Here is a 13,309-nt window from a genome sequence, read left to right as displayed (position 1 = left end):
TTTAGCCGTAATAATGGGGAGAGCACAGGTTTTTTATTAAAGAAAGTAGGGGTATTATTGCCTGATTTTGTATCGTTAGGAATATCGGATTTATATGTCAATTTATTAAAAGAAAATGGAATTGCAGTCCCCACACCCATCCAGGAGCAGGCAATCCCTCTTGTAATGGAAGGGAAGGATGTCATTGCCCAGGCACAGACTGGAACAGGGAAGACATTTGCCTTTGTATTGCCGATTCTAGAAAAAATAGACCCAAATGCGGACCATATTCAGGCTCTTATCGTGACTCCGACAAGAGAGCTTGCACTGCAAATAACAAGTGAAATAAACAGATTCCTTGAACATAGAGAAGATATAAAGGTCTTAGCCGTTTACGGGGGCCAGGATGTGGATAAACAGCTGAAGAAGCTGAAGAGAAATATTCAAATCGTGGTCGGGACGCCTGGACGGTTATTGGACCATATTCGCCGGGAAACGATTGATCTTTCAAGTATTTCGTTCCTTGTATTGGACGAAGCAGACCAAATGCTTCACATTGGATTTCTCAATGAAGTAGAAACGATCATTATGGAAACGCCATATGAAAGGCAAACATTACTGTTTTCTGCAACTATTCCAGATGAAATCCGAAGTCTGGGAAAGAGGCATCTGCGTGAACCCGTAAACATTCAGGTTCAAAAGACACAGTCACCTGCTGTGACTGTTAAGCAAGCAGCTCTTTATACGACTGACAGGGCAAAACAGGAAGAATTGATGAAATTAATTGAAGAACATCGCCCCTTCCTGGCTGTTATTTTTTGCCGGACAAAGCGGCGGGTGAGCAAGCTTTACGAAGGATTGAGAGCTAATGGGTATAAATGTGACGAACTGCATGGCGATTTGTCCCAGGGGAAAAGGGAGCGGGTGATGGAGAGCTTCCGCAAAGCCGAAATTCAGCTGCTGATTGCAACCGATGTGGCTGCAAGAGGCTTGGATGTTGAAGGAGTAACGCATGTATTTAACTATGATATTCCTGAGGACGCAGAAAGCTATATCCACCGGATCGGCCGGACAGGAAGGGCAGGCAGCGAAGGGCTCGCAATCACGCTCTATGCGGCGAAGGATAAGGATGCACTAGAATCGATTGAAACAGACTTAAATATTAAAATAAAAAAAGAAAAAAGCGAATCAATTACTGATTCTGATGATCGGACCAGTAAAGGTACTCGTGAGCAGCGGTCGGAAAGCAGAGGCGGGAAAGGCCGCAGGGAAATATCAAGGGATGCCAGAGGAGAAAAACGTGGCATGGCGGGACACGCCAGACCTAATAAGGAAGAAAAGCATAGGCGTCCTGGACAATCTGGAGCCAGTGAAGGTGAACAACACAGACGTCAGAGGCAATTTGGAGCCCGAGAAGAAGGAAATCGAAATCAGCCAGGTAACCGATTTGGGGATGATAATTCCAGAAATAAAGGTTCCCGGCAAATGCCAGAAATTAAAACTGAAAGTCAAGGCAGAGGCAGGTTTCCCAAAGACAGAAGGCCAAGCTCAACATGGGAGGACCGTTCTCCAAAAGAAGAGCGGGGATCAAGGGGAAGCCGTCCATTAAAGGATGAACGTGGCCAAAGGTACCGGCAAGTCAAACGGCGGACGCCCCGAAAGAGAAGGCAGGCCTTCATCAAAGGAACGGCAGGTGAATGCACAACGGCGTTCAGAAAATACAAGAGACACTTGGGATACAACACCTAAAACAGAAATGAAAAGCAGGCCAAGTGGAAGAAAAGGTACTCCATCCCGGCAAACTGCACCAAAAAAGGGTACAAGGAATACAAACGGCAGGGGTAAACGGTAGAGAGTTGCGAAGTGTATACGATAAAAGGCTGTCTCAAAAGATCCTATAAATGGATCATTTGGAGACAGCCTTTTATTTAAGAAAAAGAGTATCATTTTAAGCCTGAATTATATTTCTTCTAAGAATTGTTTAATTAATCCTATTTGTTCCGGTGTATTTAACCCGGGTGCGTGTCCGACACCTGTTATTTCATGTAGTTTAAATTCAGGTCCTCGCTTTGTCATTTCTTCGACTGTATCTAAAGGTAAAATATCCGACAATTCCCCTCTTAAGACCGTAACTTTTGCGGAGATTTCATCCCATTGATTCCACAACAGCAAATCAGTGGCATGGTTAAATTGCTTTACGATGTTTGGGTCATAGTCTGGGGTGAAACTCCCGTTGTCTGTTCTGCGCGCTGAGCCTTCTGTGAATGTAATCCATTCTTCTTCATGTGTAATTCCAAAAGCTTTATAGATTTGCTGATAATAATTCATTAATTGACTCATTGTTTCGAATTTTGGAGGATTGGCAGTGTAAGTCAGGATCGCTTGAACGCCTTCAGAAGGCGAAGTGGCCGCATTTTTTAAAGCTTCTTCCGTCGGACCAGCTCCGATATCGTTAATAAACAAGTGAGTGATTTGGCTCTTTAATGTTCCCCCAGCAGCCCGTATTCCAATTGCACCACCCATTGATGTCCCTATCCAAGATAATTTTTTAACTCCAAGCCCGTTAATTAGTCCAACAATCAGCTTTTCATAAAATTCAAAGCAATACTCCTCATCTGGAAGGCTGCTCCATTGGCTTAACCCTCGACCGAGTATATCAGGGCAAATCACATAATACGATTTTGATAGTTCACTTGCCAATATGTCAAAGTCCCTTCCATTTCTGGTTAAGCCGTGCACGCAAATAATCGTTGGATTGGTTGGATTGCCCCACTCTGAAAAGTGAATTTCTTTTCCTTCAACCATTATGTATTTCGATTTTCGATCAGACATGCTTATCCCCTCCGCTAGAATATTATTTTTATTTTACCAGATAAAACCACATTTATCTAAATATTAAGAAAACAAAAAGATTCGTTTATACATATAATTTTTGAAAATGGAAAATGCTAAACGTATGTTCGGGAGGTGTTTAATTATGGAAACAAATGATTTTGAAAAAATTTATAAAGAATACAAGCAGCAGGGGGAGCAGCAAGCCAAAATGGACGGGCAGCAAACAGCTGCAGACGGGAAAGAAGGATTTATCGCAGTCAAAAAGAATGACGACGGGGATATTATCGCGTTTAAAACGAATACCGGAAGAGAGCTTGATTATTTAACTGCTTTGGAAGAAACAAAGGCAGGGAAAATTTCTCATGTGGATGTATTCCATAAGTATGGGCGGGACATCATCCGGAGCGAACCGGATGGAATTAAAGAAAACAATCTGGATGAATTGCCTGAGTTTTAGTAAAAGAAAAAGGCCTGTTTCTCAGCCCTAATGGACAAGACTTGGTAATAGAGCAGTAAACTTTCCGATAAAAATGGTCCTATTAGACAAAACGGTGTAAAAGAGGAGTCAGAGTGTCCAATAAAAGGCCTATTAGACAAAACGGTGTAAAAGAGGAGTCAATCTGTCCAATAAAAGGCCTCTATCAGACAAAACGGTGTAAAAGAAAAGTCAAACTGTCCAATAAAAGGGCCCTATTAGACAAAACCAGGTTAAAGGGGAGTCAAACTGTCCAATAAAAGGACCCTAATGGATAAAACCTAGTAAAAGAGCAGTCAAAGTGTCCAATAAAAAAATCCTATTGGACAAAACTCGGTAAAAGAGGAGTCAAACTGTCCATTAAAAAGGACCTAATGGATAAAACTAGGTAAAAGAAGAGCAATCAAACTGTCAAATAAATGGCCCCTGTTGGACAAAACTGAGCAAACGAGGGGCCAACTGTCTAATAAAAGCACCCTCTTTAGGTCAAACTCTCCCCCGTGAGTGAATCTCTTTTAAAAGGATGGCATTATATGCTAAACAGGATGTCAGTCTAACAATTTGAAAAAAGCCTCTTTAAAATTAACTCATTATCCAAAAAGGAACCGTTTTTTACGCTAGGTATGAAAGTAAATTCTTTTTTGCCAGCATCTGTATTTGTGGCATTCTTGAAATATCGATATTGCCGCCGCTAACAATAATTCCACAGTGGGCTGAGCGAAGATGATGGCTGTGAACAAGAAGGGCGGAAAAGGCGGCAGCGCCTGCTCCTTCGATCAGAGTCTTTTTGCGTTCCAGCATATAAATCATCGCAGCCGCGATATCTGAGTCAGAGACGGTAAGGATATCATCAACATATTTTTTAATAATAGGGAATGTCAGGTTTCCCGGATGTTTTACGGCAATTCCATCGGCAATCGTTGATACACCTTGAGTATAGTCCGCTTTATAACCATGGTAGTGATTGAACATAGCACTGGCTCCTTGTGCCTGAACCCCAATGATCTTAATTTTTGGATTCATCATTTTAGCAGCCACTGCAATGCCGCCAATTAATCCGCCACCTCCAACTGGAACGATAATCGTATCCAGAAGAGGCTGCTGTTCAAGCATTTCGATAGCAATGGTTCCCTGCCTGCCATTACGTCAAGATCGTCAAAAGGATGTACAAAGGTACTCTTTGTTTTCTCTTGTTCAAGGAGGGCTGCATCGCAGGCTTCATCGAAAGAGTCCCCCTTTAATACAATGGTTGCTCCATAGCTTCGTGTAGCCTGGATTTTTGCCGAAGGTGTCTTCTCGGGAACATAAATTTTTGCATGAATACCCCGGTTTGCTGCAGCTAGAGCAACTCCCTGTGCATGATTGCCGGCAGAAGCGGTTATAACCCCGTGTTTTACCTCTTGGTCAGAAAGACGGGAAATTTTAAAGCTGGCCCTCGTAATTTGAAGGCGCCTGTTTTTTGCTGATTTTCCATTTTGAAATATACATTGGTGCCTATCATTTTATTGACAGAAGTTGAAACTGAAAGTGGGGTCTTATGGACCACCTTCGATAAATGTTCCATAGCATCTGTTATTTTTTCAGCCGTTAAGCAATTCCCAATGTTTTCACTCTCCTAATTATGTGTATGTTCAAATTGGCTGATTTCCTTTTCATAGCCCATGGTTATAGCAATATCATCCCAGCCGTTCATTAACATTTCCCTGGAATAAGCAGAAATATCAAAATGTACCTCAAAGCCTTGATCATCGAAAATTAGCTGTTTTTCAAGGTTTATTGTTATTGAATAGTGATCGGATTCCGCCAGCTTCATTATCTCTTGAACATGGTCCTCTCCTAATTGGATAGGAAGGATCTCGTTCTTGACGCAATTGTTTTTAAAAATATCAGCAAAGCTAGGTGCGATGACGATTCTGAAGCCAAAATCCTGAATGGCCCAAGGTGCATGTTCGCGGGAAGAGCCGCAGCCAAAGTTATCTCCGGCAACCAGGATGGATGCGCCCTCGTATTTTGAATTGTTTAACGAAAAGTCATTTCGTGGCACTCCCTCATCATCAAAACGCCAATGGTAAAAAAGAAATTGTCCGAAACCCTGACGCTCGATTCTTTTAAGAAATTGTTTTGGGATGATTTGGTCTGTATCGATATTGGCCCTGTTTAAGGGATAGACGAGGCCTTTATGAATGCGTATCGGTTCCATCAAATAACCTCCTAGGAATTGAGTACAGCATTGGAAAAGTGGCGGACATCAACAAAATGACCTTCAATAGCAGCAGCTGCTGCCATTTCCGGACTAACAAGGTGGGTCCGAGCTCCATTACCTTGACGTCCTTCAAAATTCCGGTTGGAAGTAGAGGCACAGCGTTCGCCAGGCGGAACAAAATCATCGTTCATTGCCAGGCACATGCTGCATCCCGCATCCCGCCATTCGAAGCCAGCTTCTTTGAAAATGGTATCCAATCCTTCTTTTTCTGCCGCCAGCTTTACACTTGCCGATCCTGGAACAACCAATGCCCTGACTGAAGGATTGACCTTCCTGCCGCGAATGACATCTGCTGCTTTCCTCAGGTCGCTCAGCCTGGAGTTGGTACAGGAACCAATAAATACGTGATCGATTTTCACGTGAGATATTGGCTGCCCGGCTTCAAGTCCCATATAATCTAGAGCCCTTGAAATTTCATCCTTTTCACTGGGTTTGGTGGCTGCTTCCGGATGGGGAACGGAAGCAGTAATCGGAAGGCACATGCCTGGGTTCGTTCCCCAGGTCACTTGAGGCTCAACATTGGCTGCATCAATTTCGACTACAGCGTCATAAGCTGCACCTTCATCCGTTGAAAGTGTCTGCCATTTCGCTACTGCTTGATCAAAGTCAGCTCCTTGAGGAGCAAATCTTTTTCCTCTTAAATACTCAGAGGTTGTTTTATCAGGGGCAATCAAACCGGCTCTGGCTCCGGCTTCAATTGACATGTTACATACCGTCATACGCTCTTCCATAGAGAAGGAACGGATGGCCTCACCGGTAAATTCAATCACATACCCAGTGCCGAAACGTACGCCGTTTTTGGCGATAATGGCAAGAATTAAATCTTTGGCTGTCACTCCTTTGCCCAGATGTCCGCAAACTTTTACGTTAAGCGTTTTGGCCGCGATTGCCAAAGTGTTTGCGTGGCGAGGACATGCTCCACTTCACTAGTTCCAATTCCAAAAGCCAATGCTCCAAATGCTCCATGAGTAGAAGTATGGCTATCGCCGCATACAATTGTTTTGCCAGGCTGGGTAAGCCCCAGCTCAGGGCCAATCACATGGACGATTCCGTTATCGGGATGATCAATATCTGCTAGTGGTATTCCAAATTCCTCACAGTTATTTTTCAAGGTGTCCATTTGGGTTTTTGAAATAAGATCTTTGATAATATGGCGCTCCCGGGTAGGGACGTTATGATCCATAGTGGCAAAAGTGAGATCGGCAGGCGGACTTTCCGCCCGTTCATTCTTAATCCTTCAAAAGCCTGGGGAGATGTGACTTCGTGAACGAGGTGAAGATCAATATAAAGCAAATCAGGTTTCTCCTCTTCACGATGAACAATATGCTGCTCCCAAATTTTTTCGATTATATTTTTTGGTGTTTGCATCGTTATCCCCCACATTTATAAAATTTACATAAGGCGTTATGCATAGCAGCTCAAGATACACTTAGATGCATTTTGAGTTGTTATAAAGTCAACAATGAGACGGGTCATTTCAGTTGTGCCGACATTCCGCCCATTTTGTATTTGCAGATCTGCTGTATGGAACCCAGAATCAAGAACGGATTGGACAGCATCTTCAATCAATTTAGCTTCATTTTCCATTTGGAATGAATACCTGAGCATAAGAGCGGTTGATAAAATCATCGCAATCGGATTGGCGATACCGCGGCCTGCAATATCAGGAGCAGAACCGTGTACAGGTTCGTAAAGTCCGACTCCGTCTTCACGGAGGCTAGCCGAAGGGAGCATCCCAAGCGAACCGGTTAAAACGGAAGCCTCGTCGCTTAAAATGTCTCCAAACAAGTTCTCAGTAACAATGACATCGAAATGTGTTGGGTTTGTAATAAGCTTCATGGCTGCCGCATCGACTAATACATGTTCTACTGTTACATCCGGATATTGTCCTTTTTTCTCCTCGACAATCTCGCGCCATAGTTTGCTTGATTCCAGAACATTAGCTTTATCCACAGAGGTTAGATGCTGGCGCCGCCTTTGCGCTGCTTGAAAAGCTTTATCTACAATTCTTTCAATCTCTTTGCGGGTGTATGAGAGAGTATCTACAACAGCCTCGCCGCCGTTCAATCGTTCGCTCGGGGTGCCAAAGAAGCGCCACCTGTAAGCTCACGTACGATAAGGAGGTCGCTTCCATTTATGACTTCTTCCTTCAGTGGGGAAGCGTGAAGCAGATTTTGAAAGCCCTTGATCGGCCTTAAGTTTGCAAATAAACCAAGTGCCTTCCTAATTCCAAGCAATCCGCGTTCTGGCCTTAGGTGAGAGGGGAGGTTATCCCACTTGGGTCCTCCTACAGCACCCAATAAAACGGCATCTGCTTTTTGACAGGCATCTACTGTTGCCTGCGGAAGGGGAGTGCCATGCAGATCGACTGCTTTTCCGCCAATGTCATGAGTTTCAAAATGAAAGGAATGGTTAAATTCTTCTGAAATGACTTTGAGTACGTCTTTTGCAGATTGAATGACTTCGTTACCAATACCATCCCCAGGCAGCAATACAATATGTTTTCTCATCAAAGTGGCCTCCTTAGTTTAAATCAAAGCTTTTTCTTTCTGGATTGCTTTCACATTAAAAAACACACGATTAACTGCGTTCAAGAAGGCTTTTGCCGAAGCTTCCAGTACATCCTGGGCGGATCCTCGCCCTCTTACTGGTGTTCCATTTACGGTCATATTTACGTGTACCTCGGCCAGCGCATCACGCCCCTGCGCAACGGAGCTTAAATGAAAACTAGTTAAATGAATTTCTTCCTTTATCAGTGCTTCCAGGGTATTAAAAAGAGCTTCCACACTGCCTTCGCCCGTTCTTGCCGTTTCAACACGGATTCCCTCAGGCGTAGTTAGGGCAACGGTTGCCGTTGGAAGATTTGCAGATCCATATTGAACCTGGAAAGCCTGAAGTTCGTATTTTTTCACATCTGAAAAAGCAGTTTGTATGTCGGTCAGGATGGTGAATAAATCTTCGTCGGTTACTTCTTTCTTTTTATCAGTTAGCTGTTTAAAAGCCATGAAGGCATCAGAAAGCTTTTCTTGTGATAATTGAAATCCGAGCTGTTCAATTTTATCTTTAAAAGCATGGCTGCCGGAATGTTTGCCAAGAACTAATTGATTCGACTGGATGCCTACTAGTTCAGGAGTAATAATTTCATAGGTGGAAGGATGCTTTAATACGCCATCCTGGTGGATGCCTGACTCATGGGCAAATGCGTTTTTTCCGATTATTGCTTTGTTTGGAGAAACTGGCATTCCAGTGAATCTGCTCACAAGATCACTTGTGCGTTTAATTTCCTTTAAAACAAGATTGGTTGTAAAAGGGTATTTATCTTTTCGGATATTTAGGGCAACCGCAAATTCTTCCAGGGCCGCATTGCCTGCCCGTTCTCCAATTCCATTAATTGTCCCCTCGATCTGCGTAGCGCCGTTTTCGATAGCGGCAAGAGAATTCGCTACTGCCAGCCCCAAATCATCGTGGCAATGGCCTGACAATGTTACCTTATGAATATTGGGGACATTTTCTTTAACATAGCGGAATATCCGTCCGTATTCCTCCGGAGTGGTATATCCAACGGTATCTGGAAGGTTGATGACGGTAGCTCCTGCATCGATGACTTTTTCAATGATTCTTACCAGAAAATCAAGATCGGAACGTGATGCATCCTCTGCCGACCATTCGACATGGGGAAATTTCCTTTTTGCGTAAGAAACCATGCTGACTGCTGTTTGGGTTACCTCCTCAGGTGTTTTTTTGAGCTTATAGGTCATATGGATAGGGGAGGTAGCCAGAAAAATATGCAGCCTAGGTTCACTTGCCTCTTTCAGAGCCTCCCAGGCGATATCGATGTCAGACTTCGTTGCTCTTGCAAGCCCTGTTACCGAAACATTTTTAATGGTGCGGGCAATACTTCTTACCGCTTCAAAGTCGCCCTGGGAGGAAGCAGGAAATCCGGCTTCCATGATATCTACTCCAAAACGCTCAAGCTGTCTGGCAATTTCAAGCTTTTCAAGCTGGTTTAAATTCACGCCCGGGGACTGTTCGCCATCTCGAAGTGTCGTATCAAAGATATTAACGTGAACCATTCACGGCCACTTCCTTTTTAGACTGTACTGGCTGCTTTATGAATGGCATAAGTTCACGAAGTTCTCGGCAACTTTTTCGATGGGATGATTTTTTTCGCTATGATTGATGGCATTAAATTGTGGGCGGTTCACCTGGTTTTCAAGAATCCAGCCCTTGGCAAATACTCCTGTTTGGATGTCTTTTAAAACTTCCTTCATCCGGGCTTTTGTTTCTGCATTTACAACACGAGGGCCGGAAACAAAATCTCCCCACTGAGCTGTATCTGAAATCGAGAAGCGCATACCTTCAAGGCCGCCTTCATACATAAGGTCGACGATCAATTTTAATTCGTGCAAACACTCGAAGTAAGCGACTTCCGGCTGATAACCTGCTTCTGTGAGGGTTTCAAATCCTGCTTTAACAAGGCTGGTTACTCCGCCACATAGAACAGCTTGCTCACCGAAAAGATCTGTTTCTGTTTCTTCCTGAAAGCTTGTTTGCAATACACCGGCACGGCCTGCACCAATCGCTTTCGCGTAAGCGAGTGCGAGCGATTGGGCATGACCCGTGAAATCCTGGTAAATTCCATATAAAGCAGGAACACCGCCGCCTTCCATATAGGTTCGCCTTACTAAATGGCCAGGTCCTTTAGGGGCTACAAGGAAAACATCGACGTCCTCGGGAGGAACGATTTGGTTAAAGTGAATATTGAAGCCATGTGCAAAAACAAGGGCATTACCAGGCGAAAGGTAGGGTTTAATGCTTTCTTCATAGACTTTTGGCTGAAGTTCATCGGGAAGGAGGACAACAACAACATCTGCCGCCGATACAGCTTCGGCAACGGAACGAACATCCACTCCCTCTTGCTCTGCCTTCTCCCATGACTTTCCGCTTCTTAACCCGACAACAACATCAAATCCGCTATCCTGCAAATTGAGCGCGTGCGCATGCCCTTGTGATCCATATCCGATAACGGCGACCTTTTTGTTTTTTAAAACCTCTTCATTGATATCACTGTTATAAAGTACTTTTGCCATTTTTATCATCCTTCCAGGAAAAATTTATTTTAATAGGGAGTAGGTATTCAGCTCTGCAACCTGTGGCTGATGTCCTCTTAAAAAAGCGGTTAATCCTGTCCTTGAAAGTTCTTTGATGCCATAAGGCCGAAGCAGTTCAATAAGTGCTTCTATTTTCTGGCCTGCCTGTGACCTGTATGGCCAGGCTGTCCTTGCTGACATCGATAATGGAAGCGCGAAACGGTTCAATAATTCCATTAATTTCATTGCGCAGCTGTCCGCTACTGGAAACCTTGATCAAAGCGAGTTCCCGAGCGACAATCGCCTTATCTGTAATGTCTGAGACTTTGAGAACATCAATTTGCTTGTTTAATTGTTTTGTGAGCTGTTCAAGCTTTTGGCTATCCTCCACTTCTACTACCAATGTCATCTTTGAAATCCCATCAGACTCTGTCGGCCGACAGATATGCTTTCTATATTGAATTGGCGCCTTTGCAGCACGCCGGTAACACGATTGAGCACTCCGCTCCGGTTTTGGACTGTGGCTGTTATGATTCGCTTCATGGTTTCACCCCGATCATTTCGTTCAACCCTTTTCCAGGAGCGATCATGGGATAAACATTTTCCTGCTGAAGGACACGGCAATCCATCACAACCGGTCCATCATAGGCGAAGACTTCCGGTAGAAGGGAGACGAGTTCTTCCTGGTTTTCAACTTTTATCCCGCGGATTTGATAGCTTTCAGCCAGCTTTACAAAATCCGGCTGTGATTGTAATAAGGATTCGGAATAGCGTTTTTCATAAAATGCTTCCTGCCATTGGCGGACCATCCCTAGCGCCCCGTTATTGACGATGATTATTTTGACTGGCAATTTCAATTCATAGATTACCGATAATTCCTGGAGGGTCATTTGGAATCCGCCATCACCAACAACGGCCACTACCGTGCTTTCAGGCGCTGCCAATTGAGCCCCAATGGCTGCTGGGAATCCAAATCCCATTGTGCCTAGTCCGCCTGAGGTAACCCAGCGGTGCGGCTGTGAAAAAGTGTAATATTGTGCAGCCCACATTTGATGCTGGCCTACATCTGTTGTGACAATGGCTTCACCATCGGTAGCCTTATGAATGGCTTGAATGAGCCATTGCGGGCACATTTCTGGATAGTGATTTTTATGCCATAGAGGAAATTGTGATTTATATTCATTGAGTGAATGGATCCATTCAAGGTGTTTAGGTGATTCGGCTGAATGATTTAGAAGCTCAATCAACGCCTCCTTTGCATCGGCAACAATCGGGATTTGAGTGGCTACATTTTTGCCGATTTCAGCAGGGTCAATATCGATATGTGCAACCTTGGCACCTGGTGCAAAGCTCTTTAGATTCCCAGTCAAACGGTCATCAAAACGGGCACCGATATTAATTAGCAAGTCACATTCATACAAAGCCATATTTGCGGCATAGGTGCCGTGCATTCCCGCCATACCGAGCGAAAGGGGGCTGTCTCCAGGAAAGCTGCCTAATCCTAAAAGGGTAGTCGCCACAGGAAGAGAATGTTTTTCGGCGTATGCTTTTAATTCATTGGATGCTTTTCCATGAAGTACACCGGCACCTGCCAACAGAACTGGCCTTTTTGCCTTGGCAAGAGCGTCTGCAAGTTTTTTGATCTGCAGTGGATTTGGCTTTGTCGTTGGCTGGTAGCCAGGCAGATGGAAGGTTGTATCGTAATCGTCTTCATAAAGATTGCCTGCCGAAATATCCTTAGGAATATCAACCACGACAGGCCTGGACGGCCGGTTGAAGCGATATGAAAAGCTTCCTTCACGATGCGCGGCAAATCGCTGGCTGATTGGACCTGATAATTATGCTTTGTAATCGGAGTAGTAATGGCCATAATATCGGCTTCCTGAAATGCATCTGTTCCAATCACACTACGTGCCACTTGGCCGGTGAATATCACGAGCGGCAAAGAATCCATCATTGCATCTGCAATTCCGGTAACCAGGTTGGTGGCACCCGGTCCAGAGGTGGCAATGACTACGCCGGGTTTTCCTGTTATTCTCGCGTATCCTTCGGCAGCATGGATAGAGCCTTGCTCGTGCCGGAAGAGGACGTGCTGGATGGCATCCCTTGCACGATAAATGGCATCGTAAATTGGAAGAACAGCACCTCCCGGATACCCGAATAACAATTCAACTCCTTCTAAAATGAGTGATTCAATGAGAAGGTCTGCGCCCGTTTTTGGCGCTATACTGGTTTGAACTGCCAGCGTTGATTCAACTTTCACGTAGTGATCCCTCCTTGGAATTTAGTAAACTATTTAAAAACTCAGCTTTGCTGGGCTTTTAAAACAATGAAAAAAGGCCTATTCCTGTCCGAATAAACTGCATATACGCAAATACACAGAATTAAACGGGAGAAAAGGCCTTTGCTTTTCACGGTACCACCCGGATTTACAGCATTTTTTCAAATGCTGCCTTATGAAGCGGTTTTCATTTGAAAGAAAACCGTTTCTTTTTGATAACAGGTATTCAGAGGAATACCTGGCTGAGCCTAATGGGGAGATCCGTTGGCCCAGCACTCAGGGATGATGTCGGAATAAGTTGTAATGCCGAGCTTCCAGCAACCCCGGCTCTCTGTGAATACAAGTTCTTATTCCTTTATTCCCGTCATCGATTTACTAGATTTGGT

Annotated in this window: 5 protein-coding genes and 6 pseudogenes; 2 read left to right on the top strand and 9 right to left on the bottom strand. The window is 44.3% G+C overall.

The window, feature by feature from the left end; translation table 11 throughout:
* The first annotated feature begins 57 nt into the window (after window positions 1-57).
* Window positions 58-1,728, top strand: a complete 1,671-nt coding sequence (locus RCG23_RS09050) for a DEAD/DEAH box helicase (protein WP_308179424.1) — start codon at window positions 58-60, stop codon at window positions 1,726-1,728.
* A 210-nt stretch (window positions 1,729-1,938) separates the two neighbouring features.
* On the opposite strand, the gene RCG23_RS09045 is transcribed toward RCG23_RS09050, so the two are convergent.
* Window positions 1,939-2,811 (bottom strand): alpha/beta fold hydrolase, encoded by an 873-nt coding sequence (locus RCG23_RS09045; protein WP_308179423.1) that lies wholly within the window; start codon window positions 2,809-2,811, stop codon window positions 1,939-1,941.
* A gap of 145 nt (window positions 2,812-2,956) precedes the next feature.
* Here RCG23_RS09045 and RCG23_RS09040 point away from each other — a divergent pair, with 145 nt between their 5' ends.
* A complete protein-coding gene (locus tag RCG23_RS09040) occupies window positions 2,957-3,271 on the top strand; it encodes a DUF3892 domain-containing protein (RefSeq protein ID WP_308179422.1) in 315 nt (104 codons plus the stop codon).
* 630 nt (window positions 3,272-3,901) lie between these two features.
* On the opposite strand, the pseudogene RCG23_RS09035 reads toward RCG23_RS09040, so the two are convergent.
* The 8 genes and pseudogenes from RCG23_RS09035 to ilvB all read right to left on the bottom strand — a co-directional run bounded on the left by RCG23_RS09035 (window position 3,902) and on the right by ilvB (window position 12,905).
* Window positions 3,902-4,671 (bottom strand): annotated as a pseudogene (locus RCG23_RS09035) (threonine/serine dehydratase).
* A gap of 233 nt (window positions 4,672-4,904) precedes the next feature.
* On the bottom strand, window positions 4,905-5,489 hold the full coding sequence (gene leuD / locus RCG23_RS09030) for a 3-isopropylmalate dehydratase small subunit (protein WP_374049821.1): 585 nt from the start codon (window positions 5,487-5,489) through the stop codon (window positions 4,905-4,907).
* An 11-nt stretch (window positions 5,490-5,500) separates the two neighbouring features.
* Window positions 5,501-6,920 (bottom strand): annotated as a pseudogene (gene leuC / locus RCG23_RS09025) (3-isopropylmalate dehydratase large subunit).
* A gap of 36 nt (window positions 6,921-6,956) precedes the next feature.
* Window positions 6,957-8,062 (bottom strand): annotated as a pseudogene (gene leuB / locus RCG23_RS09020) (3-isopropylmalate dehydrogenase).
* An 18-nt stretch (window positions 8,063-8,080) separates the two neighbouring features.
* Entirely contained in the window at window positions 8,081-9,625 is a 1,545-nt protein-coding gene (locus RCG23_RS09015) for a 2-isopropylmalate synthase (protein ID WP_308179421.1), read from the bottom strand.
* Window positions 9,612-10,642 (bottom strand): annotated as a pseudogene (gene ilvC / locus RCG23_RS09010) (ketol-acid reductoisomerase). The gene RCG23_RS09015 and the pseudogene ilvC overlap by 14 nt, the downstream one beginning before the upstream one ends.
* Window positions 10,643-10,666: 24 nt before the next feature.
* Window positions 10,667-11,185, bottom strand: a pseudogene (gene ilvN, locus RCG23_RS09005) (acetolactate synthase small subunit).
* Window positions 11,182-12,905, bottom strand: a pseudogene (ilvB, locus tag RCG23_RS09000) (acetolactate synthase large subunit). The pseudogenes ilvN and ilvB overlap by 4 nt, the downstream one beginning before the upstream one ends.
* Window positions 12,906-13,309 lie beyond the last annotated feature (404 nt).

Origin of the sequence: Neobacillus sp. PS3-34, from assembly GCF_030915465.1 — a bacterium.
Taxonomy (GTDB): domain Bacteria; phylum Bacillota; class Bacilli; order Bacillales; family Cytobacillaceae; genus Neobacillus_A.
The sequence above is the reverse complement of the archived record's forward strand: the minus strand, read 5'-3'. Positions and strand labels throughout refer to the sequence as shown.

Bases quoted from the DNA above. Each gene is read 5' to 3' on its own strand.
- leuD (WP_374049821.1), bottom strand. From the start codon at position 5,489: ATGGAACCGATACGCATTCATAAAGGCCTCGTCTATCCCTTAAACAGG.
- RCG23_RS09040 (WP_308179422.1), top strand. From the start codon at position 2,957: ATGGAAACAAATGATTTTGAAAAAATTTATAAAGAATACAAGCAGCAG.
- RCG23_RS09015 (WP_308179421.1), bottom strand. From the start codon at position 9,625: ATGGTTCACGTTAATATCTTTGATACGACACTTCGAGATGGCGAACAG.
- RCG23_RS09045 (WP_308179423.1), bottom strand. From the start codon at position 2,811: ATGTCTGATCGAAAATCGAAATACATAATGGTTGAAGGAAAAGAAATT.